The sequence below is a fragment of the Streptomyces sp. GQFP genome, from assembly GCF_021545335.1.
In the GTDB taxonomy this organism is placed as follows: Bacteria; Actinomycetota; Actinomycetes; order Streptomycetales; family Streptomycetaceae; genus Streptomyces.
Genome location: NZ_CP089312.1, coordinates 2,752,066 through 2,778,885, shown reverse-complemented (window position 1 = coordinate 2,778,885; position 26,820 = coordinate 2,752,066). Strand labels below are relative to the sequence as shown.

Sequence of the window (26,820 nt, the reverse complement as noted above, 5' to 3'; positions counted from 1 at the left end):
CGGTCTCGGATGCTGTTTCCGTCATTTCTCCCCGCTTCTTCAGGCGCCGCTCTTCGAGCCGCGCGTACGCATGGCCTGACGGCCGCCGTCGACGGTGAAGGTCTGTCCCTGGATGTAGTCCGCCTCGTCGCCCGCCAGAAATGCGACGAGTCCCGCGATGTCCTCCGGCACACCCCAGCCCGCCCCTTCGGGGCCGACTCCCAGCCGGCCGGCCAGGTCCGACGTCATATCGGTGCGGATTGCGCCGGGCGCCACGGTGTTGACGCGGATCCCCTTGTGGCCCACTTCGGCGGCGAGGCCGCGGGTCAGCGCCTCCAGGCCGCCTTTCGACGCGGCGTAGGAGGTCTGGCCGGGGCCCGGCTGACGTACCGAATTGGACGAGATGTTGATGATCCGGCCCCAGGACCGTTCCAGCATGAGGGGGACGACGGCCCGGCACATCAGGAAGGGGCCGCCGAGGTTGACCCGGATCACGTGCTCCCACTGCGCGGTCCTGGTCAGTGCCAACAGGCGGTCGTCGATGACGCCCGCGTTGTTGACCAGGACGTCCACGCGGTCCTCCTGCTCGGCCACGGTGTCGACGAGGCGGCGTACCTGCGCCTCGTCGGACACGTCGGCCCGGTGGGCGAAGACGCGGCGGCCGGCGGCGGTGATCTCCTTGGTGACGCGTTCCGCCGCGTCCTCGGCGTCGCGGTAGACGAGATGGACGGAGTGCCCGTCGCCCGCGAGGCGCCGGCAGATCGCGGCGCCGATTCCACGCGATCCGCCGGTGACCAGCGCGACGCGCGGGCGTCCCTCCTCCGAGCCCACGTCCGTACTCACACGGTCGCCGATTCGAGATGCCGGAGAATCGACCCGACCGACCTGTGGTGGGTGTCGGAGTCGCTCTCCCATTCCTCCAGATCGAACGTGCCGCCGAAGTCGCGGTTCACCTTCCGGGAAAGCTGCAATATGTCGAGCGAGTCGAGTCCGAGGTCTTCCACGACGGAATGCTCGGCGGTGATCTGCGTACTGTTCAGACTCGGCTTCACATCCCGAATCAACGCGACCAGGGCATCGAATTTCTCGACAGCGGAATCTGCCATTCTGGGCCTCCACTCGTGTGTAGCCGCATGTTCGGCTTCACGTACGAATCGGTGCGGTCCTGGGACATGCCAGCAGACTGCGCGAGATCGCCGCAAGTACTTACCTGTGCCCCGGTGCCGGACAGAATGTTCCCCAGAATTTACGGTCCTGCCGAGCGACGCCTCGCAAGCTGTGCGAACCCGGGCTTCCGATGCCCTGAGTCGATTCCTGCGGCTGGATTGTTTCCTCTGGTTTCCGGACAAGGTTGAATCAACCAACACGAGTTCTGGACCAGTGGCTTCCCAACACGCCATCCTTCCGTTTGGTGTCCGGGGGGACCCGGCCGGTGCCTTTGAATTTCGATCATTTACGGAAGAGAACGGAAGAGAACGGGAGACAGGCGAAGACCGAACCGGAGGCGTCGAGGAGGGGAATGTGATGGGACGTCGAAAAGCGGATCTGACGGAGTCGGCCCGGTACTTCGAGTTGGCGCGGTGGCTGCGGTCGCTGCGGGAGCGTTCCGGGCTCACCTATCGCGAGATGGCCGACCGCGTGGGGCGGCCGGGCTGTTCCGCGGTAACCCTTTCGCGGGCCGACAGCGGGAGCGTGCTGCCCAAGCTCGCTGTCGTGGAGGCGTACGCGGCGGTGTGCGGGGCGCCCGAGCACGAGGCCCGGAGCAGGTGGGAGAAGAGCGCGACGTCGGCGGGACCACGGGACCGCAGCGCGACCGCGGTGCTGTCCGCGCCGCGCCGGGGCCGGGGCCGGCGCCTCGAACTGGTCTATGAGCCCGCGCATTTGCTGGAGGCGATGCACCGCCTGCGCCACGACGCCGGCCACCCGTCCCTGCGCGAACTCCAGAACCGGGCCAGGGGCTCCGGCTTCGGCCCCCTGCCCCGCAGCACCCTCGCGGACGTACTGGCAGGCCTACGCCTCCCGTCGGAGCCCTTACTGATCTCCTACGCCCTGGCCTGCGGCCAGCCCCGCCACCAGATCCACGCCTGGCGCGCCGCTTGGGGACGGGCACGGCGGGGGGACGGGGAGCGGCAAGGGGTGGGGGCGCGGTTGGCGGGGTGAGGTCAAGGGGTCCGTCGGGTCGTCGGGTTCGTCGTCGGGTTCGCCGTCTGGGCCGTCGCGTTCAAGCCGCCCAGGAGGAGCGTCGTGAAGCGTTGGGCCCAGGACTCGTCCGCCTGTTCCGCGCTCACCAGGGTGCGGTGGACGACCGAGCCCGCCACCACGTCGAAGATCAGGTCCGCGTTGCGGGCCGCTGTTTCCGGGTCCGGTTCCGGGGGGAGTTCGCCGCGGGCCTGGGCGCGGGCCCGGCCCTCCAGGACCAGGAGTTTCTGGCGGTTGACGATCGAGTCGCGGATGCGTTCGTGCAGCGCGTCGTCGACCGTCGACTCGGCCAGTACGGCCATCAGGCCGCTCTTGGCCTCCGGGCGGGCCAGGATCGTCGCGAACTGCAGGACCACGCCCTCGATGTCGGCGGCGAGGCTGCCGCGGTCGGGCAGCTCCAGCTCGTCGAACAGCTCCGCGACCGCGTCCACCACCAGTTCGTTCTTGCCGGGCCAGCGGCGGTAGAGGGTCGTCTTCGCGACCCCCGCCCGCATCGCCACATCGCCCAGCGTCAGCCCGGACCAGCCCAGTTCGACCAGCGCGGCCCGGGTCGCCGCCAGGATCGCGGTGTCCGCGGCGACGCTGCGGGGGCGTCCCGTGCGGCCGACGGGGGTACGACTCTGCATGGCATGACCATAACCGGCGGTTTCTGTCCCACGAGGTCGTCGAGAGGTCGTCGAGAGGTCGTCACGAGTCCGTGAGGGAGATCACTGGGGGACGCTTCACAGGGGCCCGCCCCTGCCGTTACGCTACGACCCGTAGCGAAAGCCGTGTCGCCGACCACGGCCGCTTTTCGGTACACCTTTCACTACGCCTTTCACATGCACGCGCGGGACGGGGGAGGATAGACGCATGCAGCCACGGAACATGTCCATGAGCGGAGTCGTCGACCTCGCCGCGGTGAAGGCGGCCCAGGAGGCCAAGTCGAAGGCGGAGCAGGCGCGCGCCGAAGCCGCCCGGCAGGGTGGCGGAGGGGCCGTCTCGCCGGCTGACCTCGTCATCGATGTCGATGAGGCCGGGTTCGAACTCGACGTCCTGCAGCGCTCCACCGAGGTGCCCGTCGTCATCGACTTCTGGGCCGAGTGGTGCGAGCCGTGCAAGCAGCTGAGCCCCGTCCTGGAGCGGCTGGCCGTCGAGTACAACGGACGCTTCGTCCTCGCCAAGATCGACGTCGACGCCAACCAGATGCTGATGCAGCAGTTCGGGATTCAGGGGATCCCGGCCGTCTTCGCCGTCGTAGCCGGGCAGGCCCTGCCCCTCTTCCAGGGTGCCGCCGGGGAACAGCAGATCCGGCAGACCCTCGATCAGCTGATCCAGGTCGGCGAGCAGCGCTTCGGCCTCACCGGCCTCGTCGTCGACGCGGACGCCGATCCCGGCGACCGACAGGCACCCGCCCCCCAGGCCGTCCCTGCCGGCCCGTACGACGCGCTGCTCGAAGCCGCCGTACAGGCCCTGGACGCGGGGGACTTGGGCGGCGCGGTGCAGGCGTACAAGAACGTACTGAGTGACGACCCCGGCAACTCGGAGGCCAAACTCGGGCTCGTGCAGGCCGAGTTGCTCCAGCGGGTGCAGGATCTCGACCCGCAGCGGGTGCGCAAGGACGCCGCCGAGAAGCCGGGTGACCCGGCCGCGCAGATCGCCGCCGCCGACCTGGATCTGGTGGGCGGCCATGTCGAGGACGCCTTCGGGCGGCTCATCGAGACGGTCGGGCGTACGGCGGGCGACGACCGGGATGCCGTACGGCTGCGGCTGCTGGAGCTGTTCGAGGTCGTCGGCGCGGACGACCCCCGGGTCGCGGCGGCCCGGCGGGCGCTGGCGCGGGCGTTGTTCTGACCGGTCGGACCCACGGGTGTTGGGCGCGCCCGATCAGTGGTCTGACCTGTCGCTAAACATCGCGACGCGTGTTGCCCGCGTGAAGGATTTGCCGATCGAGTGCCAATGCGGTCGCGCTTTACCAAATCTTGGTAATCGCGACCGCTGTTACTTGGAGTAAGTCGAAGGCGTCGCGCTGTCGGGTTTGGGGTGGGAAGCGGACGGTTTGTCACCCCCGTGAGGGACACCCAGCGTTGTCGAGCAATACCCATGGGTCGCTGCTCGGTTATCTGCCCGTTACTAGCCAGTAACGAACCCCCTTGTGCGGGCGGCGAGAATGCACCACGATCGGCGACGCTCGGTCCTATCCCGTACCCCGACAGCCAGTCGGGCGCCCGGGAGTTGTTGGGTCCCCACCGGGCAGAGTCGGCGGCAGTGGCGCCGGCTCTCGGGCAGGGGGGTCTTCGCCTTTCGGTGGAGCCTGTCCGGCAAGGTTGTGCGTGATGTGTGTCAGGCGCGACCCAGTGGTTGTCGCTCGGGGGTGATCGCCGGTGATTCGGGCGCTGTTCGCGCCGTGAGCGCGGGCGCTCTCCTTACCGAGGACGTAGCACTTCTCCCATCCCTGCCCGGCTGAGCCGCCGTCATGGGGCAGTCAGGGCCAGGAGATGTACGTCCGAGAAGGAGGAAATATGGAGTCCCAAGTGCGTGGCGGGACCAGATGGAAGCGGTTCGCTGTGGTGATGGTGCCCAGCGTCGCCGCCACGGCATGTATAGGTGTCGCCCTCGCGCAGGGTGCTCTCGCCGCTTCGTTCAGTGTGTCTGGTCAGTCGTTCAAGGTGACGGCGGACAAGCTCGACGGTACGGGGTTCTCGCAGTACGGGGCCGTTGACATCGGTCCCGGCAACGCGGTGCACCCCGTCGCGGTCTCGGCGTTCAATTCTGCCGAGATCACCAACATGTGCCAGTCCGTGGTCACGCCGAACATCCCGGTTCTGGGTTCGGTCACCCTCCGGCTGGAAGCCGGCGGGGGCGCGACCCCGGTCGCGGCCGAGAACCTGTACATCGACGTCGAGGACCTGCAGGCCAACGCGGTCTTCAAGGGCATCGACATCGGTGTGGCAGCCGGTTCCATCACCAAGGGACCGAAGGTCAAGCAGGGCGAGCTCGACGAGGGGCGGGCCAGCAAGTTCGGCTTCGCCCAGCAGGCCGACTCCGCGGTGCTCACCGACGTGAAGCAGACGGCGTGGGCCACCACTGCCGGAACCTTCAAGCTCAGTGGTCTCTCGATGAAGCTGTCGAAGGGCACCGACGCCGAGTGCTACTAGGCACTCAGTGACGGGCGGGGCCCGATGGTGCCCCGCCCGCTCGCTCGCTCTCCTACACCCGCAATAACACTCATCACGGCAACACCGCTCCAGGGAGCTGTTTTCCATGAACGCCGAGTCGCCCGCGCAGGACGAGCACTATCTTCGCGTCTTCAAGCGGAAGTTCCGCGACTGGCGGGGCGCCCGTCCGTTCTGGGCCGGGCTCCTGGTCCTGCTCGGCGGCGTCCCGATCATGTACTTCCCGTACTACAGCCTCCAGATCGGCCATCTGACGATGGCGATGTCGACGACTGCGGGCGCGGGATCCCTGATCATCGGTGTGCTGCTCGTCGTACTCGGTATCAGCCTCTGGTTCCAGAAGCATGTACGGACCTTCGCCGGTACCGCCGCGATCCTGCTGGCCCTGGTGTCCCTCCCGGTGTCCAACTTCGGCGGGTTCCTCATCGGCTTCCTGCTGGCCATGGTCGGCGGTGCGCTGGCCATCGCCTGGGCGCCCGGTGTGCCGGAGTCGAAGTACGGAGAGCCCGCGAAGCCCGAGAGCGCTGCGGCCCCTGTGGCTGCTGAGGCCGACGGAGCGGACGCGGCGGCCGGGCCGAGCGCGTCGAACGAACTGAACGAGCCGTACGAGCCGAACGATCTGTCAGGAACGAGCCCGGTGAACGGGGCGAACGGGAGGCACAGTGCCGGCTGACGAGGTGACCCACGGGACCGATGTGGACGGGTCCCGCGGGAGAACCGGGCCGCGGCACGCGGCCCCCAGGAAGCCGCTGTTCACCAGGTTCCACATGCCTGCCGGAAAGGCGATAGCCCTGGCGGCGATGCCGACCGCGGTGCTCATGGGCATGGGGTTCACGCCGACCCTCGCACGTGCCGACGACGACCAGACGACGAAGACTCTGACGGCCGAGGAATACCAGAAGTGCGTCGAGGTGCTGGACGGCACCGAGGACGGTACGGACACTGCGGCGACGCCGTCCGCGTCCACCAGCTCCTCGTCGTCCGACGACGAGGACACGGCGACGGAGCCGTCCCCCTCGGCCACCGCCACGGACTCGGACTCCGGTTCCTCGGACGATTCGTCGGATTCAGGTTCCGACGACACGGCCGAGCCGACACCGACGCCCTCCGCGAGCAAGACGACGTCCAGCGGCGGCACCGGCGGCGGCAGCGACACGGCCACGCCCACCCCCTCGGCGAGCGCGAGCGCCACCGAGGAGAGCGGCGGCCTGCTGGAGACCATCGGCGACGCGATCACGGGCATCTTCACGGGCGAGACGTCGTCGAGCGACTCGACGTCCACGTCGACCACGGAGTCGACGGAGACCACGGGCACCACGGAGTCGACCGAGACCACCGGGACCACCGAGAGCGCCACTCCGACGCCGGCCGCGTCACCCGCGGCGAGCGCGGAGGCGGGCTCCGACGACAGCAAGGACACGACAGACTCCACCACGGTCAAGGACACGACCGCGAAGGTCACCGAGGTCCTCAAGGACTCCGCCGAGGACACGACCAAGGCGGCCGAGGACACCACGGAGGCGGCAGCCGACGAGGCCACGGCAACCCCGAGCCCCTCGGCGAGCGAGACGACCGACGCGGACGACTGCCCGGCCGCCACCGACGACGAGGGCGGCGTCGACAACTCGATCCGGCTGCCCGTCGACCCGTGGACGCTGGAAGCCAGTTCGCTGACGCTCAAGGGCGCGGACTACAAGGGCATCGTCAAGGTCCGCACGGCCGACGGCACGGTCAAGGAGGTCCTGAAGTACGTGATCTCCGATGGCACCGACATCGGTGACCTGCACCAGCTGGTCAAGGACGACACGTCCGGCAAGACCTACCACGTGCAGGCGGGCAAGGGCACGACGTCCACGATCACCGGCGGCGAGACGATCATGTACACGGAGAGCATCTCCGGGAACCTGTTCGGCCTGATCCCGATCACGTTCGACCCGAAGAACCCGCCGCCGCTGAACATCCCGCTGATCTACTTCACGAAGGTGACGGTCACCCAGGCCGGCCAGTTCGGCGGGACCCTGGAGGTCCCGGGCCTGCACCAGTACACGACCTGAGCGCACACATCCCCGTTCGGGAGCCGCACCGAGGCCTGTGGCCCGGCCCACCGCTGTTGGCGGGGGGCCGGGCCACAGGTCTGTGCGGGGCGTGCGGGCAACCGCCCGTCAGGCCTGTTCGCCCTCGCCCAAGTGATGCACCCGGACCATGTTCGTAGTACCCGGGACGCCGGGCGGGGAGCCGGCCGTCATGACGACGACCTCGCCCACCTTGAAGCGGCCCAGCTTGAGCATCTCCTGGTCGACCAGGGAGACCATCTCGTCCGTGCTGTTCACGAACGGGACGACGTACGAGTCGACGCCCCAGCTCAGGGAGAGCTGGTTGCGGGTGCCCTCGTCCGTCGTGAAGGCGACGATCGGCTGGGCGGCGCGGTAGCGGGAGAGGCGGCGGGCCGTGTCGCCGGACTTGGTGAAGGCGACCAGGCCCTTGCCGCCGAGGAAGTCGGCGATCTCGCAGGCCGCGCGGGCGACCGAACCGCCCTGTGTCTTCGGCTTCTTGCCGGGGACCAGGGGCTGGAGGCCCTTGGAGAGCAGCTCCTCCTCCGCCGCCGCGACGATCTTCGACATCGTCTTGACCGTCTCGATCGGGTACGCGCCCACGCTCGACTCGGCGGACAGCATGACCGCGTCCGCGCCGTCCAGGATCGCGTTCGCCACGTCGGACGCCTCGGCGCGTGTCGGGCGGGAGTTGGTGATCATCGACTCCATCATCTGGGTCGCGACGATCACCGGCTTGGCGTTGCGCCGGCACAGCTCCACGAGGCGCTTCTGCACCATCGGGACCCGCTCCAGGGGGTACTCGACGGCCAGGTCGCCACGGGCCACCATCACACCGTCGAAGGCCGCGACGACGGCGTCCATGTTCTCGACCGCCTGCGGCTTCTCCACCTTGGCGATGACCGGGACGCGGCGCCCCTCCTCGTCCATGATCTTGTGGACGTCGTCCACGTCGGCGGCGTCGCGGACGAAGGACAGTGCGACCAGGTCGCAGCCCATGCGCAGGGCGAAGCGCAGGTCGTCGATGTCCTTCTCGGACAGGGCCGGGACGTTCACGGCCGCGCCGGGCAGGTTGATGCCCTTGTGGTCCGAGATGACGCCGCCCTCGATGACGATCGACTTCACCCGCGAACCGTCGACGTCCAGGACCTTCAGCTCGACGTTGCCGTCGTTGATCAGGATCTGGTCGCCGCGCGACACATCACCCGGCAGGCCCTTGTACGTCGTACCGCAGATGGTCTTGTCACCGGGGACGTCCTCGGTGGTGATGACGAACTCGTCGCCCCGGACCAGCTCGACGGGGCCCTCCGCGAAGGTCTCCAGGCGGATCTTCGGGCCCTGCAGGTCGGCCAGGACACCGATCGCCCGGCCGGTCTCCTTGGCGGCGGCCCGGACCCGGTCGTACCGGCCCTGGTGCTCGGCGTGCGTGCCGTGGCTGAAGTTGAAGCGGGCCACATTCATGCCGGCCTCGATCAGCGACACGAGCATTTCATGGGAGTCGACCGCGGGGCCGAGAGTACAAACGATTTTCGAACGGCGCATGGGGCGATCCTATCGGTTTGTTTCGCTTCGGAATATTCCGCCTGGTGGACGACACAGAAGGCCGTAGAAGACCGCAGAAGGCACGGCCTGAACACAAAGGGGCGGGATAGCGCTCAAGTGAGGCTCTCCCATCAATATCCGCTCAGTGTCTTCAGTTGTCCGTTTCGGCGCTCGTTTCGCCGCCCGTTCCCACCAGTGCGTACGTCTGTGTCGCGATCTCCAGCTCCTCGTCCGTCGGGACGACCGCAACCGCGACTCTGGACTCCACGGGCGAGATCAGACGGGCCTCGGAGCCGCGTACGAGGTTCAGGGCGCCGTCCACGGCCACGCCCAGGCCCTCCAGACCGGCCACCGCCGCCTCGCGCACCGGCGCCGCGTTCTCGCCGACCCCGGCCGTGAACGCGATGGCGTCCACCCGGCCGAGTACCGCGTAATAGGCGCCGATGTACTTCTTCAGACGGTGGATGTAGATGTCGAAGGCCAGCCGGGCCGCCGGGGCGTCCGCGCCGCCCTCGTCGATACGGCGGCGGATTTCCCGCATGTCGTTGTCTCCGCACAGGCCGATCAAGCCGCTCTTCGTGTTGAGAAGAGTGTCGATCTCGTCCGTGGACATTCCGCCAACACGCGCCAAATGGAAGATGACGGCCGGATCCAGGTCACCGGACCGGGTCCCCATCACCAGCCCCTCCAGCGGCGTCAGCCCCATCGAGGTGTCCACACACCGCCCGCCCTGTACGGCGGACGCGGACGCCCCGTTCCCCAGGTGCAGCACGATCACGTTCACGTCCTCGGGCGCTCGGCCGAGGAGCCGCGCGGTCTCCCGGGACACGTACGCGTGGGACGTGCCGTGGAACCCGTACCGCCTGATCCGGTACTCGTCGGCCGTCTTCACGTCGATCGCGTAGCGGGCCGCCGACTCCGGCATCGTGGTGTGGAAGGCCGTGTCGAAGACCGCGACCTGGGGGAGGTCGGGGCGCAGGGCCTGGGCCGTACGGATGCCGGTGAGGTTCGCCGGATTGTGGAGCGGTGCTACGGGGATCAGCCGCTCGATCTCCGCCAATACCGTCTCGTCGACGACCGTCGGCTCGGTGAAGGTCTGGCCACCGTGCACGACGCGATGTCCTATGGCCGCCAACTGAGGGGATTCCAGACCCAGTTGGTCCTTCGCCAGCTCCTCCGCGACCGCCTTGAGAGCGGCCCCGTGGTCGGCGATCGGACCCGTGCGCTCACGGGACTCGCCGCCCGTCGCCAGCGGGGTGTGCTTCAGGCGGGACGTCTCCTCGCCGATGCGTTCCACCAGGCCCACGGCGAGCCGGCTGCTGTCGCGCATGTCGAGCAGCTGGTACTTCAGCGAGGAGGAGCCGGAGTTGAGGACGAGGACACGGGTCGCGGTCACTGGTGGGGCACCTTCGGGGTGGGGGCGGAGTCAGTGGTCTGGGAGGTCTGGGCCTGGATCGCGGTGATCGCGACCGTCGTGACGATGTCCGGGACCAGGGCGCCCCGGGAGAGGTCGTTGACCGGCTTGCGCAGGCCCTGGAGGACCGGGCCGACGGCGATCGCGCCGGCCGAACGCTGTACGGCCTTGTAGGTGTTGTTGCCGGTGTTGAGGTCCGGGAAGATCAACACGCTTGCCTGGCCCGCGACTTCGGAACCGGGCAGCTTGGTGGCGGCCACGGTCGGTTCGACGGCCGCGTCGTACTGGATGGGTCCTTCGATACGGAGGTCAGGGCGCCGCGAGCGCACCAGCTCCGTCGCCTCCCGCACCTTGTCGACGTCGGCGCCCGACCCCGACGTACCCGTGGAGTACGACAGCATCGCGATCCTCGGCTCGACGCCGAACTGCTCGGCGGTGGCGGCCGATTGGATGGCGATGTCGGCCAACTGCTCGGCGTTCGGGTCGGGGTTGACCGCGCAGTCGCCGTAGACGAGGACCTTGTCGGCCAGGCACATGAAGAAGACGGAGGAGACGATGTCGGCGTCCGGCTTGGTCTTGATGATCTCGAAGGCGGGGCGGATCGTCGCGGCCGTGGAGTGCACAGAGCCCGACACCATGCCGTCGGCGAGGCCCTCCTGGACCATCAGCGTGCCGAAGTAGTTGACGTCCGAGACGACGTCGTAGGCCAGCTCGACCGTGACGCCCCGGTGGGCGCGGAGGGCGGCGTACTTCTCGGCGAACCTGTCCCGCAGTTCGGAGGTCTGCGGGTCGATCAGCTGGGTGTCGCCGAGGTCGATGCCCAGGTCGGCGGCCTTCTTGCGGATGCCGTCGACCGGGCCGAGCAGCGTCAGTTCGCAGACGCCCCGGCGCAGCAGCACCTCGGCGGCGTGCAGAACGCGTTCCTCGGTGCCCTCGGGCAGGACGACCCGGCGCTTGTCGGCGCGGGCGCGTTCGAGGAGCTTGTGCTCGAACATCATGGGCGTGACACGGTCGCTGCTGGGCGCGGAAACGCGCTTGAGCAGTTCGCTCGTATCCACATGACGCTCGAAGAGACCGAGGGCGGTCTCCGCTTTGCGCGGGGTGGCCGCGTTCAACTTCCCCTCCAGGGAGAAGAGTTGGGCGGCGGTGGGGAAGCTGGTGCCGGCCACGGAGACGACCGGGGTGCCGGGGGCGAGACGGGCGGCCAGGGTGAGGACCTCGTCGCTGGGGCGCTCGTTCAGGGTCAGCAGGACGCCCGCGATGGGCGGCGTACCGGCGCTGTGCGCGGCGAGGGCGCCGACGACCAGGTCGGCGCGGTCACCGGGGGTGACGACCAGGCAACCGGGGGTCAGTGCCGTCAGGAAGTTGGGCAACATCGCGCCGCCGAAGACGAAGTCCAGCGCGTCACGGGCGAGGCCCGAGTCGTCGCCGAGGACCACCTTGCCGCCGAGGGCGTGGGTGATCTGGGCGACCGTCGGCGCGGAGAGGGCGGGCTCGTCGGGGAGGACGTAACAGGGCACGGGGAGACGGGAGTCGAGGCCCTCGGCTATGTCGGCGCGGTCCTCGCGGGCGACGCGGTTGGCGACCATCGCGAGGACGTCGCAGCCCAGCGCCTCGTACGCGCGGTACGCGTTGCGGGTCTCGGCGAGCACGGACTCGGGGGGCTGGTCGCGTCCGCCGACGACCGCGACGACGGACGCGCCGAACTCGTTCGCGAGGCGGGCGTTGAGGGCCAGCTCGTCCGGGAACTGGGTGTCGGCGAAGTCGGTACCGAGGACGAGGACGACGTCGTACTCGCGCGCGACGCGCAGGAAGCGGTCGACGAGGGTGGAGACGAGCTCGTCGGTGCCCTGCTCGGCCTGGAGGGCGGACGCCTCCGGGTAGTCCATGCCGTACACCGTCGCCGGGTCCTGGGAGAGGCGGTAGCGGGCGCGCAGCAGCTCGAAGAGGCGGTCCGGGTTGTCGTGCACCAGGGGGCGGAAGACGCCGACCCGGTCGACCTGCCGGGTCAGCAGCTCCATGACTCCCAGCTCGACGACCTGGCGGCCGTCGCCCCGGTCGATCCCGGTCACGTACACGCTGCGGGTCGTCACGCGTGCTCTCCGTTTCGTCGCTCGGTTTTGTCGCTTGGTCTTGTCGCTCGGTTTCGTTCGACAGTACCTGCGGCGCTGGCCAGGGAGCCTGGTAGGCCCGTCAGGACCGGGGGTGCGCCGGGCGTGAAACAATTGGAGTGGCTCACCGGTACCACAGGCGATCAGAGCAAGCAGAGCGATCACAGCGATCACAGCGAGCAGGAGACACAGCACGATGCGTATCGGAGTTCTCACCGCAGGTGGCGACTGTCCCGGCCTGAACGCAGTGATCCGGTCGGTCGTGCACCGAGCGGTCACGCAGTACGACGACGAGGTCATCGGCTTCGAGGACGGTTACGCCGGTCTGCTCGACGGCCGCTACCGCACGCTGGACCTCGACGCGGTCAGCGGCATCCTGGCCCGCGGCGGCACGATCCTCGGCTCCTCCCGCCTCCAGCGCGACCGGCTCCGCGAGGCCTGCGAGAACGCGCAGGACATGGCCCGCGAGTTCGGTATCGACGTTCTGATCCCGATCGGCGGCGAGGGCACGCTGACGGCGGCGCGGATGCTGAGCGACGCGCGTCTGCCGGTGGTCGGCGTCCCGAAGACGATCGACAACGACATCTCATCGACGGACCGCACCTTCGGCTTCGACACGGCGGTGGGTGTCGCGACGGAGGCGATGGACCGCCTCAAGACCACCGCCGAGTCCCACCAGCGCGTGATGGTCGTCGAGGTCATGGGCCGGCACGCGGGCTGGATCGCCCTGGAGTCCGGCATGGCCGCCGGCGCCCACGGCATCTGCCTCCCCGAACGCCCCTTCGACCCCGCCCACTTGGTAAAGATGGTCGAGGAACGCTTCGCGCGCGGCAAGAAGTTCGCGGTCATCTGCGTCGCCGAGGGCGCGCACCCCGCCGAGGGCAGCATGGACTACGGCCACGGCGAGATCGACCAGTTCGGCCACGAGCGCTTCCAGGGCATCGGTACGGCACTCGCGTACGAGCTGGAACGTCGGCTCGGCAAGGAGGCCAAGCCGGTCATCCTCGGTCACATCCAGCGCGGCGGCACGCCCACCGCGTACGACCGCGTCCTCGCGACCCGCTTCGGCTGGCACGCGGTGGAGGCCGCGCACCAGGGCACGTTCGGGCGGATGACGGCGCTGCGCGGGACGGACGTGGTGATGGTGCCGCTGGCGGAGGCGGTCACTGAATTGAAGACGGTCCCGAAGGACCGGATGGACGAGGCGGAGTCGGTCTTTTAGGCCCAGTGGTCATGGGGCGGGGGCCCGTTGGGGGTGTGGGGTTGTCGGGGCCGGCGGTCAGGGGGCATTGGTGTCGACCTTCGCCCAGAAGTGCTCCACGATCCGTTCGAGGAAGTCGCGTCCGGCGTGGCTCGCCTCGGTCGCCGCTGAGCCGTCCGACCAGGTCATGGTGGCGGCCATCTGCCCCTGGTAGTAGCGGTGCAGCTCCTGGAGGACGCCCTCCAGGAAGCGCCGGTTCAGCGGCACCATCTTGTTGACGGGGCGGACGTACGCCTGCCAGCGCGTGGTGACCGCGCTGCGCAGCAGGCCGGCGAGCTTGCCGTCGAGGCCGGTGAGGGTGAGGAAGTCGGCGAGCGAGAGTTCGAGCACCTCGGCGAGGATCGCGGACTGCCGCTCGGTGCCACGCCACTCGCCGCTCTCCTCCATCCGTATGTAGTCGAGGAGTTCGAGCCCGACGGCCTGGGCGACGTCCTCGGCGGCGAAGTGCCGCGCGGCGCGGTGCTCGCGCAAGGTGCGGGGGCGGCCGATGAGTTCGTAGGGCGCGCACCACAACACGCCTGCGAGGGCGGTGAGTTCGTTGCTGCCGGGGGCCATTGTGCCTTGTTCCCAGGCGATCACGTGGTCGGGCGTGATGTACGGCAGCCCGTACGAGACACGCATCCCGTACGCGACGTGTTCGGGGCCCATTCCGAGGGCCATACGGAGTCTGCGGGCGGCGTGGGCGTCGAAGGGTGGGTTCGGTGGTGTCGGCGGCATGGGCGGTGGAGGCGGAACTGGGGGTCGGCGCACGCGCCACAAGCTAGGGGTGCTGGGCGGCGGTGACTACGTTCTGTTCGGCCACAATTACGGATCGTAGGAAGCTACGGGGTTGGGGGTGGGTGCGGGTGATCCTGGGGTGGCTGAAGGTCGGGGGTCGGTGGCCGGGCGGGGGCTGTTCGTGGGCGTTCGATGGTGCGAACGGCAAGGTGGTGGGGCATATGCGCGGAGGGTCGGTGGTTCGGGGGTGGGTGGTTGGGGTGGCTGACGGATTGGTGCTGTGAGCGGGCGTCGAAGGTGCGTGCGGTGCGGTTGGGGCTTGCGGGGGTGGGTGACTGGTGAGTAGTTGCGGCGTGATCTGTGCGGTGGGGGTGGCTTGTCGGTGCGGGGTCCTGACGTAGCATCAGCGTTATTTCGCTCGGTGGTTGGGCTTCGGAGGGTGGTGGTCTTGTGAGCGGCAAGGCGGAGAAGGTGACGGTCGAGGGGCATATACGGGAGCGGCTGCTGGCCCCGAACTTCTGGCACCTCGCGACGGTCGGCGCCGACGGGATGCCGCAGATCTCGCCGATGTGGGTCGACATCGAGGGCGACCACGTCATGGTCAACACGGCCATCGGCCGCGTGAAGGAGGAGAACCTCCGCGTCAATCCGAACGTCTCGCTCTCCCACCACGACCCCGAGAACCCGTACGACCGTGCGGAGATCCGGGGGCGCGTGGTGCGGTTCGTGGAGGGCGAGGAGGCGGAACGGTCCATGGACCGGCTCACGCAGAAGTACATCGGCGAGGAGCGGTATCCGTGGCTGCTGCCCGGGGAGCGGCGCGTGATGTTGTTGATCGAGGTGACGCGGGTGCGGCGGGTTGTGGGGGTGGAGCCGTTTCGGGCGGGAGTGCTGCCCGAGGTGTGAGGGGGTGCGCTACGGGGGCTCTACAGGAGGTGGTCTGCTTTGCCGGCCTTGATGTCCTGGATGAGGGTGCGGAGGGCTTCTCGGGTGTCGGTGAGGTAGGTGTCTTCTTGGCCTGCGATGGCTATGTAGGCGTTGTTGTCGGGGTCGGTGCCTATGCGGAAGCAGTTGGCGCCTTCGGCGCAGAACGGTTCTTCCCAGGTGATGTCGGGCACGGTGACTCCTCAGAGTTGGCGGGCGATCGTGTGGATGAAGTCCCGCGACGCGCTGGGCGAGAGTGACGCGGCTTCCATCCAGTCCAAGTGGGCGCGGTACTTGTCGAGTTGGGACTGGCCGTGGGTGAACTCGGGGCCGTGCGCGGAGTCCAGCTCCACGGTGTCGAGTTGCGGGACGGACCCCTCGGCGTAGGTCACCGCCTGGCCGGCGCCGGGGAACGCCCCTGCCTTGTAGGGGATCACGCGCACGCCGATGTTGTCGCGCTCGGACACCTCGCAGAGGCGGTCCAACTGGCCGCGCATCACCTTGACGCCGCCGAACTCGATGCGCAGGGCGGCCTCGTGTACGTAACCGACGTAGGTGATCGGGTCCTCCCGGTACAGCACCTGCTGCCGTTGTAGGCGAAGGGCCACGCGCAGCTCGACCTCCGCCGGTGAGAGGGGTGGGAGTGCGGCGCCGAAGAGGGTGCGGGCGTAACCGTCGGTCTGGAGCAGGCCCGGCATGATCATGGCCAGGCCCACGCGCACGCTCTTGGAGTGCCATTCCAGTTCCGCGATGTCGAGGAGTCCTGCGGGGATTTGACCCCGGTACACCTCCCACCAGCCGCGTGTACGTGTCCCGACCATGTCGACCAGGGCGTCGACGTACGCCTTGTCGCGGCAGGCGTAGTTGCAGGCGAGGGTCCTCAGTCGGTCTGCGCTGATGGCCCGGACCCCGGACTCGATGTTGGACACCTTCGTCCGGTCCAGCCCGAGCAGCCCTGCGGCGTACTCCGTGGTCACGTCTGCGGCGATACGCATCTTGCGCAGTTCGGCGCCCAGGCGCTTCTGGCGTTCCGTCGGTGTCGACCTCGGCGGCATGTGTCATTTCCTCCAGCGGGTGCGGCGCAAGTCTGCCCTTCGGGCGCCTGGTTGGTCCACCAGGCTAGTGGTAATTCCGTTGGGTGGGTGGCAAAAGGCCACCTAATGCGTCTACAGTCGGTGACGAGTCGCTTACGGCCCGATGTCGCCGGAAGTGCATCGCGCGAGCATGCCTGCCTTCTCCTTCCCTGGGAGGGGTGTGTTCGTGCCAGGGAGACAGGCCACTGGTCGGGTTTACGTCGGCTTCGTCAAGTCCGTTGTCCAGCAAGGGAGTTCGCCATGTTCGCATCGCCGGCCGCCTCGGCCTGTCTCGTCTCTACCGACCTCGCGGAGGCGTCGCCGCCGTCTCCGGAGTCGCTTGTCTACGGCTTCACCCTGCCTGCCGAGGCGGTGAGTTCGCGGGTTGCCCGGGCTGCTACTCGGGGTGTTCTTCAGGCGCATGGGCTGGAGGAGATGGCGGACGTTGCGGTGCAGGTGGTGGGGGAGTTGACCGCTTGTGCGTTTCGGTTCGGTGTGGATGGGCCGGTGCATCTGTCGTTGCGGTGGTGGGAGGGGGAGTTGCAGGTGGTGCTTTATGACGGGCATCGGCGGCATGTGCATCCCCGGCTGGCTGCGGCTTGCGATGAGCGGAGGGGGGATGCGTTGCGGGTTTTGGGGTGTGTGGTGGAGGGGGCTGGTGGGGAGTGGGGGTTCGGGGAGGCGAGGGAGCCGGGGGGTGGGACTCGGATGTGGGCGGTGTTGCCCTGGGCGGGAGTCCGGGAGGCTGCGGGGTGAATTCTGGGTGCGGATGAGGTTGGGGTGGCTGTTATCGCTACTCCTCGGCCCAGGCGCGGGCCTCGTCCGCTTTGGCCGTGTCGTCAGCCAGTGCGTAGGCGTCGGCTGCCTGGAGCCAGCAGGTGTGAGCCTCGGCGGGGCGGTTGGCGGACTCGTGGATCAGGGCGAGGCTGTGGAAGACCTGACCCGTCCAGTACCAGTCCCCGAACTCCCGGTAGACCCTCAGCGCCTTGCCAAAGCTCTCGACCGCTTCTGCCACCCGACCCACGTCCATCAGGTCGTTGCCGAGGCCATGCAACGTCAGGGCATCGCGGCGGCTGTCCCCGGCGGCCTGCAGCATGTCGTGGGCCTGGGTGTGGGCTTCGATTGCGTCTTCCACCCGACCCACCTCCCGTAGGACGTTGCCGAGGTTGTGCCACACCATGGCTTCGCGGTGGCGGTCTCCGGTGATCTGCAACAGGTCTCGGGCGCCGGTGAAGGCCTCGATTGCCTCTGCCGCCCGGCCCATCTCCTTCAGGACGCTGCCGAGATTGCTCCACGCCCGGGCATCGCCATGGCGGTCCCCAATTGCCTGGAACAGGTTGCGCGCACCGGTGAGGGTCTCAACCGCCTGTGGCATACGCTTCGTTCTCCACAGAGCGCGGCCGAGGTTGTTCCACGCGCCGGCCTCGGCCGCAATGTCCCCGGACCGGTGAGCAGCCTCCCGGGCGGCCTGGCTCACAACGACCCAGTCGTCGAAATGCCGCTGCCATTCCAGGTATTCCACCAGGTGTTCGGCCAGCCGCACCCCAGTGTCCGCGAACCGTTCCCGCTTCGCCCACTGCATCGCCGCCACCAGACCCGCTCGCTCACCGTCCAACCACGCCAGCGCTTCCCTCCGCCCCCGGAACCGCCCCGGCACATCCATCCCCGGCAACCACCGCAACCACTCATCAGCCGCATCTGCCCCCGTGCAATAGAAGTCGAGCAACTGCTCCTGCGCCGTTTCCCCCTCCGCCATCAGCCCTGCATCCGCTGCCACAACCCCCACCCCGAACGTTCGCACCAAGTCGTGCAACCGCCATCGCAGGCTGCTGTCCGGACCCTCGTCAGCCTTAACCGATGAGACGAGACACGTGGTGGCCAGGGACTCCAGGAGTTTCACAGCGGCCACTGCATCGAGGCCGGCCATGGCAGCCACCGCATCCGTGCCGGTCTCTGTGCCGGAGGCAAGGGCGAGCAGGCGCAGCATGCGGGCCTGGTCGGCCGGGAGGCGGTGGTAGGAGGTCTCCAGGACCGGGCGGAGGGCGAGTGAACGGCCGTACTGGTCCGTCCCGAGGTCGCCGCGGTCGAACGCGGTCGTCGCGTCCTCCGCCTCCTTGATCTCCGCCACCAGCGAGGCGATACCGCGATGGCGGCGTCGGCGCAGCATCGCCGCCGCGATCTGGAGGGCGAGAGGCAAGTGACAGCACAGGTCGGTCAGTTCACGCAGGGCATCCGGCTCGCGGGTTGGACGGTCGTCGCGTTCGTCGGCGTCGTGCAGGGCACCGGTGATCAGCGCGGAGGACTCGGCCGGGGTGAGCGCTTCGAGGTCGATGAGACGTACCCGAAGCCCGTCCGGGCGGTCGCGGGAGGTGATCAGTACCCGGTGGTGGTCCGAGGCCGGGAGCAGGGGCAGGAACTGGGCCGGATCCGACGCGTTGTCCAGGATCAGCAGTGTGCGATGCTGCCGCTCGGCGAGGAGGGCGTGGTAGGCGTCGTACTGGCGTGCTGCCGTCGGCGGCAGCTTCGAGCCTTGTACGCCGAGGGCGTCCAGCAGGGCCAGGACCGCCTGGTCCGCGGTGACCGGGTTGTCGTCGTAGCCGCGCAGGTCGACGAAGAGGGTGCCCCCGGGGAACAGCCCCTTCGAAACCACCCGGTGAGCGGCCTCCAACGCCAGTGCCGTCTTCCCGATGCCGCCCATGCCGGTGACGGCGAAGATGAGGATCGGGGGCGCGGACGTACCCTCCGGGGCGGGTTCGAGGTGGGGCAGCAGGCGGCCCAGATTCGTGACTCGTCCCGTGAAACCGGCGGGGCGGGGCGGCAGGGCCGCGGTCGCCACCGGTACCGGGCCGTGGGACGGGGAGTGGGTCGGGCTAGGTGGCGTCCTCGTCCCGGCCTCGGACGACCTTCTTTGCGGTGAAGGGGCCGCTGAAGGTGCTTCCTCGGAAGTCGAGATGGTCTCCGCCGTACTGGGAACGGGGAAAGGGACCCTCCCGGGAGTCGTCGGAGGCCGCGGAGGCAGCGGGTGTCTCGCTCCTTGCCGCTCTGGCCGGCCGGTGTTTGCGGAGGATTGCGACCGCCGCTGCCGCTGCCGCGTCGGCCGCCTTCGGCTGGCTCCCGGACGCGTCGGCCTTGGCCTTCTTCGCATCGGCGTAGTCGCTGATGCCCCGGATGACGAGAGCGTCCAACTGGCCGCTGAGGTGCGCCGCGTGGACGACCCCGGAGCCCTCCATCTCGATGGCGGCGGCGTCGTTGTAGCTCTTGTGGAGGTACTCGGCGACGTCCGACCTCGCGTCGGCCAGGACGACGTCTCCGACCGCGATCGGCTTCAGATGCGCCTTGCCGCGCAGGGCGAAACGGGCGACCTGCTCCAGGCGGTGCGAGGAGTGCCAGGCCTCGGGGCGGACTAGGAAGCCTTCGCGGGTCTGCTTGCCGCCATGGACGCTGTACACCTTCGTACCGACCACGACATCGCCGATCTTGATGTCGTCGCGCTCCAGACTGCCCGCCACCCCGACGAACAACAGGACCTCCGGACGCAGCCAGTTGACGATCCGCTCCGTGAGCGAGGCGGCGTTCAGGGCGCCCGGACCCAGTTCGGCGATGGCCACCTGCCAGGGGGAGTCGGGGAGCCGGCCCCACTCCACGAAAGTCCCCTTCTCGTGCACGCGTTCTTTCGCGTCCGGGATGTGGGCCCGTACGGCGGCGTACTCCGACGGAAGCGCGGTCAGGACGACTACTGTGGGTTCTGTTTCCGACACACATTCACAGTACTGCCACGTCGCCGGTCCAGAGCATGGGTTGGGCGCGGCGGAGCGGCGTCCCGCGATCTCGGGAGAGGCGCGCGGGCGGTACGGGGGACGGCACCATGACGACCGAATACGGCGAGGACCACCTCGACTTCCGGGGAGGCAACTTCACCGGGTCCTTCACCGCGAAGAAGGTGGAGTACCGAGGGCACGGACCGGCACCCACCGCGCTGAACGCGCTGCCCGCCAGGGCGGTCGGATTCTCCGGACGCACCGACGAACTGCGGGCGCTGCTCGATGCGTTGAACCCCGCCGCATCCGATGAGCCCGACTCCGCTCCGGACGCCCCGGCGGCCGTTCCTGTTCTCGTCGCCGCCGTGTCCGGGCTCGGCGGCATCGGCAAGACGTCGCTCGCGGTGGAGGCGGGATACGCGGCCCGAGCGAAGGGCTGGTTCCCCGGGGGCACGCTCTTCGTGGACCTGCATGGCTACGACGACACCCCGGTCACCGCCGACCAGGCACTCCAGGCTTTCCTGCGCGCCCTCGGTATCGAACCCGAGCACATCCCGGCCACGGCGGACGAACGGGCCGCGCTCTACCGTTCGACGCTCGCTCAACGAGCCGAGCAGTGCGGCCCGGTACTGATCCTCGCCGACAACGCGTCCTCGCCGGCACAGGTACGCCCCCTGCTCCCCGGGGACAACGCACGGCACCGGCTCCTCGTCACGTCGCGTGACCTGCTGCCCCAACTGGGTGCCAGACTTCTGCGGTTGAACCAACTGACTCCGCAGGAGGCATGCGACTTGCTCGACCGCGCGCTGCGAATTGCCCACCCCGGCGACAGCCGGGTGGCGGACGACCCGGGGGCGGCCTCAGTGCTCGCCGAGCGGTGCGGACACCTGCCGTTGGCCCTGCAGATCGTGGCCGCGCAACTGGTGGCCGACCGGGACAGGCCTATTGCCGAACTCGTCACCGAACTCACGGAAGCACGCGACCGCCTCGACCACCTCGACGACGGAGAACGCAGCGTCTGGGCGGCTTTCGACCTGTCCTACCGCCGACTGCCACCGGAACAGGCCCGCGTGCTGCGCCTGTTGGCCCTCGCCCCCGGACCCGATACGAGCGACGAGGCCATTGCCGCACTGACCGGCGAGGATGCCCCACCGGTAGCCCACCTGAACGCGCTGGCCCGCGCGCACTTGGTCGAGCGGGGGAGCGGGCGGCGGCGTTGGCGGTTGCATGACTTGGTGCGGGTGTTTGGGGTGGGTTTGGTGGCTGGGGATAGGGGGTTGGCGGAGGAGGGGGTGGCGGCGCGGGAGCGGGTGCTGGGGTTCTTCTGGCGGTGGGCGGGGGCGGCTGATGGGTGGTTGCGGTGGTTGGAGGGGGATGTGGTGCCGGGGTTGTTCGGGGGTCGGGGGGAGGCGTTGGTGTGGCTGGACGGTGAGCGTGCGGGGTTGGTGGGGGCGGTGCAGTGGGCGGTGGAGGAGCGATTTGCGGGTGCTGGGGTGGGGCTGGCGTCGTGTCTGGGGGAGTATTTGTACTGGCGGCGGTATTTCGATGACTGGGTGAGTGTGGGTGTGGCTGCTTGTGCGGGTGCCCGTTCGGTTGGGGACCGGGAGGGTGAGGCTGTGGCGTTGACCAACCTCGGCAGTGCCTTGCGAGAGGTGGGTCGGGTGGAGGAGGCGATCGGCGCCTACACCCAGGCCCGCGACCGATGCCAGGCTGCAGGGGACCGCCTCGGCGAGGGCATGGCGTGGAACAACCTCGGAGTAGCCCTGCAGAAGGTGGGTCGGGTGGAGGAGGCGATCGAGGCTCACACCCGCGCCCTCGACCTGGACCAGGCTGTCGGGGACCGCCGCGTCGAGGGCAGGGCGTGGAACAACCTCGGCCTCGCCTTGCGGGAGGTGGGTCGGGTGGAGGAGGCGATCGACGCCCACACCCGGGCTCGCGGCTTGTATCAGGCTGTCGGGGACCGCCATGGCGAGGGCAGGGCGTGGAACAACCTCGGCCTCGCTCTGCGGGAGGCGGGTCGGGTCGAGGAGGCGATCGAGGCGTACGGCAGAACTCTGGAGATCTGCCGGGAGTTCGAGGACTGGTACGGGACGGGCTTGGCCTTGAACAACCTGGCCAGTGCCTACGAGGTTGCTGGCCGCCCCGCCGAGGCGCGAGCTGCCTGGTTCCGGGCTGCCGACGCCTTCACCCAGGCCGGTGCCACCGGGAATGCAGCCGAATCCCTCGCCAAGATCAACGCGACGGACACCACCCCACAGTCACCCCCAGCCCTCACCGATTGACCGCCCCACTCAAGCCGCTGCTTCCCGCGTCGCCGATCATGGCAAGGTCAGTAGGAACCAGAAGGGCGGAGACGAAGAGCGTGCCGGAGTCACCTGGAACAGACGTCGCCCCTTGGGGGGCTTCTGCTTGCTGAGTACATGGTCCTCAAGGACGAGCAGAAGACCGTATCGGCTTCCGGGACAACCTTCTCTACGTCACCCTCACCGTCGTTGCCGCCGTCCTCGCGGCCACCGCGCAGGCCGAGCAGCCCGTCATGCTGCTCGCCCTCCCGCCCGTGTGTGTCGTCCTCGGCTGGACCTACCTCATCAACGACCAGAAGATCTCCGCGATCGGCACCTGGCTCCGAGTGTGAATGAAGGGGCGGGCTCCAGAGGACCCTGGCCTGCGACGGCGATGCAGGCGTTGTCGTTCGGGTCGGGTTCCAGACGGGGCAGCAAGCGGCCCAACTCCGCGGAACGGCCGGTGAAGCCCAGCGGCCGGGGTGGGAGGGTGGCCGTCGCTACCGGGACCGGGCCATGGGAGTGGCCTCCGCGTCCAGCGTCCTGGCTACCGCCCGTCCGCGTCGCCGGGCCGGTGTCCGACGAACTTCGCGACGAAGGAGCCGTTGAACGTGCTCTGCCGGAAGTCGAAGTGGTCCCCTCCGTACGTCTCGCCGCGAAAAGGACCCTCCCGGGGGTCGGTGGTCTGCTTGGGGGTCAGCTCGCGGAGTACGGCAACGGCCGCCGCTGCCGCGTTCCCTGCGGCCCGGGGTTGCGAACCTCCCTTGTCTGCCTCGGACTTGTCCGGGTCCGCCTTGTCGCTGATGCCCCGGATGATCAACGCGCCCGCCTCACCGGCGAGTTGGACCGCGTTGGCCACGCCGGAACTCTCCATCTCGATGGCGGCGGCGTCGTTGTAGTGCTTGTGGATGTGCTTCGCGAGCTTGGATTTCTTGTCCGTGAGGAGTACGTCTCCGACGGCGATCGGCTTGAAGTACGTCTTGAAGTCCGACGTGTTGCCCAGGGCTTCCTTGGCCGCCTGTTCCAGGCGGTGCGACGCGTGCCAGGCCTCCGGGCGGACCAGGAAACCCTCGGGGGTCTCCTTGCCGCCGTGGATCGAGTACACCTTCGTTGCGACCACGACGTCGCCGATCCCGATGTCGTCCTTGAGGCCGCCCGCGACGCCGACGAGCAGTACGGCCTCGGGGTCCAGCCACGTCAGTACGCGCTCGGTGAGCGTCGCCGCCGTCAGTGTGCCTTCGCCCATGTTGACGAGGACCACCTGCCAAGGCGTGTCCGGGAGTTGGCCGAGCTTGGCCTTGGTTCCGTAGCGCGGGTGGGTGAGCGTCTCGATGTCCGTGAGGTGCTCCCGCACTGCGTCGTACTCCAGCGACAGGGCGGTGAGGACGGCAACGGTTTTCTTTGTCTCCGGCACGTTTCTACGGTACTTGGCGGGCGTACCGTTATGTCACGCGATGTGCGAAGGCGGCACGGGGGGCGGACGGCACGATGGCGACCGAGTACGACGGGGACCACATCGATCTGCGGGGTGCGAACATTGCGGGCTCGGTGACGGCGAAGGCCGTGTACCGCGAGCATGCGCCGGCGCCCACCGCGCTGGACGCCCTACCCGCTCGGGCGGTCGGCTTCACCGGACGTGGGGCTGAACTGAAGGGGCTGTTGGACGCACTCGACCCGACAGCGTGTACATCCGAGGGTGGGAACGGCGTCGAGGCTGTGCTGGTTGCGGCAGTGTCGGGGCTCGGCGGCATCGGCAAGACCGCGCTCGCGGTGGAGGCGGCGCGCGTGGCTTGTGAGAAGGGGTGGTTCCCGGGCGGTGTGCTCTTCGTCAACCTGCATGGATACGACGACGATCACGTTACGGCGGACCAAGCGCTGGAGGTCTTGCTGACGGCTCTGGGTACGGAGCCGGAGCACATACCGAACTGGGCGGATGCACGGGCAGCGTTGTATCGGTCGGCACTCGCGGAGCGGGGGCGGGAGCGGGGGGCGGTGCTGATCCTGGCCGACAACGCGTCCTCGGCGGAGCAGGTGCGTCCGCTGCTGCCCGGAGACGTACGGCACCGTCTGCTCGTCACCTCCCGCAACAAGCTGCCTCAACTGGGCGCACGACTCATGCCGTTGGACGAGTTGACTCCGAAGGAGGCACACGACCTCCTTGACCGTGTCCTACGGATCGCCGATACATCGGATGGTCGTGTCGCGCAGGAGCGCGAGGCTGCCGCCGAACTCGCCTCTCACTGTGGGTATCTGCCGCTCGCCATCCAGATCGTGGCCGCGCTGCTGGCGCTCGATCTCGACAAGCCTGTGGCCGAACTCGCCGCGGAACTGACCGAGTACGGTGACCGTCTCGTTCACCTCGATGACGGCGAGCGCAGCGTCCGGGCTGCCTTCGACCTGTCGTACCGGCGTCTCTCGCCTGAGCAGGCTCGCTTGCTTCGGCTGCTGGCCCTTGCGCCGGGGCCCGAGGTGACCACCGAGGTTGTCGCAGTCCTGGTCGGGACGGACACTGCACCGGTCCGTGTTCTGAGCGCGCTGTCCCAGGCCCATCTCATTGAGCGGGGGAGTGGGCGTGGGCGGTGGCGGTTGCATGACTTGGTGCGGGCGTTTGGCTTGGGTGTGGTTGCGGGGGATGCGGAGTTGCGGGAGGAGGGGGACGCGGCGCGAGGGCGGGTGCTGGACTTCTACTGCGAGTGGGCGGGTGCGGCGGACGACCGGTTGCGATGGTTGCCGGGGAAAGCGGAGCCGGAGCGGTTCCTGGACCGCGCGCAGGCGTTGGCCTGGCTGGACGGGGAGCGGGCGGGGCTGGTGGCGGCGGTGCAATGGGCGGGCGAGGAACGGTACGCGCGAAGCGCGAGGGAGCTTGCCGCATGCTTGCATGAGTACTTGGACTGGCGGCGGTACTTCGACGACTTGATCACCATCGAGCGTTCGGTCCAGGAGGCCGCTCACAGTGTCGGGGACCGCCGTAGCGAGGCCGACGCGTGGATCAACCTCGGCAGGGCCATGATGGCCGCGGGGCGGGCGACGGAGGCGGTCGACGCCTTCATGCGCTGCGGCGAGCTGTTCCCGACCGCCGAGGACGCGATTGAGGCACTCACTCTCGCCCATGACCCCCACCAACGCGAAGCCAACACGTTGACTGATCTCGGCTATTCCCTTTGGCAGGCAGGTCGGCTGGAGGATGCGGTTGACGCGTTCACCCGCGTCGTCGGCGTACTCCAAGCCGCTGGGGACCGCCACCGCGAAGGTGTTGCGTGGAACAACCTGGGCAGCGCTCTGTGCCAGGCGGGCCGGATGGAGGAAGCGATCGACGCGTGTGGCAAGTCGATGCAGATCTGCGGCGAGTTCGAGGACTGGTACGGGACTGGCGTGACCCTTGAGAATCTGGCCTTCACCTACGAGGAAAACAACCGCCCCGCCGAGGCCCGTGCCTACTACCTCCAAGCCGCAGATGCCTTCACCCGAGCCAACGCCCCCACCGCAGCAGCCGACGTCCGTTCTCAAGCTGAGGCCATCACCCCTTGACGGCCCCACCCAAAGCAAACCCCCCACCCACCCTCCTCGCCACCACCACATACAACAAAATCACCGGCGTCGAATAAATAACCGAAAACGCAGCCAACTGCCCATAAACAACCGTCCCCCGATTCCCGAAGAAGTCATTGATGCTCACGCTCGCCGGCATCTGATCCGGCGTAAGCAGCAGCATGAACGGGACAAAGAAGTTCCCCCACATCACCACGAACGAGAACACCGTCACCACCGCCACTCCCGGCCCCATCAGCGGCAGCACGATCCGTACCAGGGACTGGAACGCCGACGCCCCGTCCGTCCACGCCGCCTCCTCAAGCTCCTTCGGGACGCCGTCCATAAAGTTCTTCATCAGCCAGATGGCGAACGGGAGTTGGGACGCCGCGAAGAACAGGATCGTGCCCTGCGTCGTGTCGATCAGGTTCACCTGAACGAACAGCGCGTACACCGGCACCATGATCGCCGTGATCGGCAGGCTCGTCGCGAACAGGATCGTCAGGAGGAACGGGCGGTTGAAGCGCGATCTGAACCGCGACAACGGGTACGCCGCGAGCGCCGCGCACACCACCGTCAGCAGGGTTCCGGCCCCGCACAGGATCAGGCTGTTGAGGAGCGGTGTGAAGGTGATCTCCGGGGTCAGTACCGCGTCGAAGTTGTTCAGGGTCAGGCTGTCTGGGGCCTTCACCCGCAGGTCCGCGTGCGGGTCCAGAGCCGAGAGGATCACCCACGCCAACGGGAGGACGAAAGCCGCCGCAACCACCAACAAGCCCGCATCCGCCGCCAGACGGCGGCCCGTACGGCGGGAGTTCAAGGTCGCCAT

The 26,820-nt window shown here is 68.6% G+C and carries 22 protein-coding genes and 1 pseudogene; 10 read left to right on the top strand and 13 right to left on the bottom strand.

All coding sequences use genetic code 11. The features are described 5' to 3' along the window. Positions 1-39: 39 nt before the first annotated feature. Positions 40-822, bottom strand: a complete 783-nt coding sequence (locus tag LUX31_RS11985) for an SDR family NAD(P)-dependent oxidoreductase (protein ID WP_235474766.1) — start codon at positions 820-822, stop codon at positions 40-42. Beyond that, positions 819-1,085, bottom strand: coding sequence for an acyl carrier protein (locus LUX31_RS11980; RefSeq protein ID WP_235474765.1), 267 nt, complete (start codon positions 1,083-1,085; stop codon positions 819-821). Before LUX31_RS11980 ends, LUX31_RS11985 begins: the two co-directional genes overlap by 4 nt. Before the next feature lie 418 nt (positions 1,086-1,503). Between LUX31_RS11980 and LUX31_RS11975 the strand changes: the two genes are divergently transcribed. After that, positions 1,504-2,139: a helix-turn-helix domain-containing protein gene (locus tag LUX31_RS11975; protein WP_235474764.1), complete on the top strand. Its 636-nt coding sequence runs from the start codon at positions 1,504-1,506 to the stop codon at positions 2,137-2,139. A gap of 2 nt (positions 2,140-2,141) precedes the next feature. On the opposite strand, the gene LUX31_RS11970 is transcribed toward LUX31_RS11975, so the two are convergent. After that, positions 2,142-2,804, bottom strand: coding sequence for a TetR/AcrR family transcriptional regulator (locus LUX31_RS11970; RefSeq protein ID WP_235474763.1), 663 nt, complete (start codon positions 2,802-2,804; stop codon positions 2,142-2,144). 226 nt (positions 2,805-3,030) lie between these two features. Between LUX31_RS11970 and LUX31_RS11965 the strand changes: the two genes are divergently transcribed. The 4 genes from LUX31_RS11965 to LUX31_RS11950 all read left to right on the top strand — a co-directional run bounded on the left by LUX31_RS11965 (position 3,031) and on the right by LUX31_RS11950 (position 7,387). Further along, positions 3,031-4,011 (top strand): tetratricopeptide repeat protein, encoded by a 981-nt coding sequence (locus LUX31_RS11965; RefSeq protein WP_235474762.1) that lies wholly within the window; start codon positions 3,031-3,033, stop codon positions 4,009-4,011. Between the two features lie 668 nt (positions 4,012-4,679). Beyond that, entirely contained in the window at positions 4,680-5,315 is a 636-nt protein-coding gene (locus tag LUX31_RS11960) for a DUF6230 family protein (protein WP_235474761.1), read from the top strand. Between the two features lie 106 nt (positions 5,316-5,421). Then, the gene (locus LUX31_RS11955; protein WP_235474760.1) at positions 5,422-6,006 is read left to right on the top strand and encodes a DUF6114 domain-containing protein; all 585 of its coding nucleotides are present in this window, start codon (positions 5,422-5,424) and stop codon (positions 6,004-6,006) included. Continuing rightward, positions 5,996-7,387 (top strand): hypothetical protein, encoded by a 1,392-nt coding sequence (locus tag LUX31_RS11950; protein WP_235474759.1) that lies wholly within the window; start codon positions 5,996-5,998, stop codon positions 7,385-7,387. Before LUX31_RS11955 ends, LUX31_RS11950 begins: the two co-directional genes overlap by 11 nt. 108 nt (positions 7,388-7,495) lie before the next feature. On the opposite strand, the gene pyk is transcribed toward LUX31_RS11950, so the two are convergent. The 3 genes from pyk to pta all read right to left on the bottom strand — a co-directional run bounded on the left by pyk (position 7,496) and on the right by pta (position 12,433). Beyond that, on the bottom strand, positions 7,496-8,926 hold the full coding sequence (pyk, locus tag LUX31_RS11945; protein ID WP_235474758.1) for a pyruvate kinase: 1,431 nt from the start codon (positions 8,924-8,926) through the stop codon (positions 7,496-7,498). Positions 8,927-9,077: 151 nt separating this feature from the next. Then, positions 9,078-10,322, bottom strand: coding sequence for an acetate kinase (locus LUX31_RS11940; RefSeq protein WP_235474757.1), 1,245 nt, complete (start codon positions 10,320-10,322; stop codon positions 9,078-9,080). Next, positions 10,319-12,433 carry a phosphate acetyltransferase gene (gene pta, locus LUX31_RS11935; protein WP_235474756.1) on the bottom strand — a complete coding sequence of 705 codons (2,115 nt, stop codon included), beginning with the start codon at positions 12,431-12,433 and terminating at the stop codon, positions 10,319-10,321. The genes LUX31_RS11940 and pta overlap by 4 nt, the downstream gene beginning before the upstream one ends. A 214-nt stretch (positions 12,434-12,647) precedes the next feature. On the opposite strand from pta, the gene LUX31_RS11930 reads away from it, so the two are divergent. After that, the gene (locus tag LUX31_RS11930; RefSeq protein ID WP_235474755.1) at positions 12,648-13,673 is read left to right on the top strand and encodes an ATP-dependent 6-phosphofructokinase; all 1,026 of its coding nucleotides are present in this window, start codon (positions 12,648-12,650) and stop codon (positions 13,671-13,673) included. A 57-nt stretch (positions 13,674-13,730) separates the two neighbouring features. Here LUX31_RS11930 and LUX31_RS11925 read toward each other — a convergent pair whose 3' ends face one another. Beyond that, the gene (locus tag LUX31_RS11925) at positions 13,731-14,429 is read right to left on the bottom strand and encodes a helix-turn-helix domain-containing protein (RefSeq protein ID WP_235479892.1); all 699 of its coding nucleotides are present in this window, start codon (positions 14,427-14,429) and stop codon (positions 13,731-13,733) included. Positions 14,430-14,879: 450 nt separating this feature from the next. Here LUX31_RS11925 and LUX31_RS11920 point away from each other — a divergent pair, with 450 nt between their 5' ends. After that, positions 14,880-15,335: a PPOX class F420-dependent oxidoreductase gene (locus LUX31_RS11920; protein ID WP_235474754.1), complete on the top strand. Its 456-nt coding sequence runs from the start codon at positions 14,880-14,882 to the stop codon at positions 15,333-15,335. A 20-nt stretch (positions 15,336-15,355) separates the two neighbouring features. On the opposite strand, the gene LUX31_RS11915 is transcribed toward LUX31_RS11920, so the two are convergent. The 4 genes from LUX31_RS11915 to LUX31_RS11895 all read right to left on the bottom strand — a co-directional run bounded on the left by LUX31_RS11915 (position 15,356) and on the right by LUX31_RS11895 (position 20,184). Further along, positions 15,356-15,547: a hypothetical protein gene (locus LUX31_RS11915; RefSeq protein WP_235474753.1), complete on the bottom strand. Its 192-nt coding sequence runs from the start codon at positions 15,545-15,547 to the stop codon at positions 15,356-15,358. A 9-nt stretch (positions 15,548-15,556) separates the two neighbouring features. Further along, positions 15,557-16,408: a helix-turn-helix domain-containing protein gene (locus LUX31_RS11910; RefSeq protein WP_235474752.1), complete on the bottom strand. Its 852-nt coding sequence runs from the start codon at positions 16,406-16,408 to the stop codon at positions 15,557-15,559. Between the two features lie 811 nt (positions 16,409-17,219). After that, the gene (locus LUX31_RS11900; RefSeq protein WP_235479891.1) at positions 17,220-19,124 is read right to left on the bottom strand and encodes a tetratricopeptide repeat protein; all 1,905 of its coding nucleotides are present in this window, start codon (positions 19,122-19,124) and stop codon (positions 17,220-17,222) included. A 172-nt stretch (positions 19,125-19,296) separates the two neighbouring features. Continuing rightward, entirely contained in the window at positions 19,297-20,184 is an 888-nt protein-coding gene (locus tag LUX31_RS11895; RefSeq protein WP_235474750.1) for a 5'-methylthioadenosine/S-adenosylhomocysteine nucleosidase family protein, read from the bottom strand. 107 nt (positions 20,185-20,291) lie between these two features. Between LUX31_RS11895 and LUX31_RS11890 the strand changes: the two genes are divergently transcribed. Both LUX31_RS11890 and LUX31_RS11885 read left to right on the top strand, forming a co-directional pair. Then, on the top strand, positions 20,292-22,466 hold the full coding sequence (locus LUX31_RS11890) for a tetratricopeptide repeat protein (RefSeq protein ID WP_235474749.1): 2,175 nt from the start codon (positions 20,292-20,294) through the stop codon (positions 22,464-22,466). 138 nt (positions 22,467-22,604) lie between these two features. Next, a pseudogene (locus LUX31_RS11885) lies at positions 22,605-22,813 on the top strand (hypothetical protein); the annotation flags it as partial. A 200-nt stretch (positions 22,814-23,013) separates the two neighbouring features. Here the strand turns inward: LUX31_RS11885 and LUX31_RS11880 are convergent. Then, positions 23,014-23,880 carry a 5'-methylthioadenosine/S-adenosylhomocysteine nucleosidase family protein gene (locus LUX31_RS11880; RefSeq protein WP_235474748.1) on the bottom strand — a complete coding sequence of 289 codons (867 nt, stop codon included), beginning with the start codon at positions 23,878-23,880 and terminating at the stop codon, positions 23,014-23,016. A 74-nt stretch (positions 23,881-23,954) separates the two neighbouring features. On the opposite strand from LUX31_RS11880, the gene LUX31_RS11875 reads away from it, so the two are divergent. Next, complete coding sequence (locus LUX31_RS11875) at positions 23,955-25,994, top strand: tetratricopeptide repeat protein (RefSeq protein WP_235474747.1); 2,040 nt, start codon at positions 23,955-23,957, stop codon at positions 25,992-25,994. On the opposite strand, the gene LUX31_RS11870 is transcribed toward LUX31_RS11875, so the two are convergent. Further along, positions 25,984-26,820 (bottom strand): carbohydrate ABC transporter permease, encoded by an 837-nt coding sequence (locus LUX31_RS11870; protein WP_235474746.1) that lies wholly within the window; start codon positions 26,818-26,820, stop codon positions 25,984-25,986. The two genes, LUX31_RS11875 and LUX31_RS11870, sit on opposite strands and share 11 nt — an antisense overlap.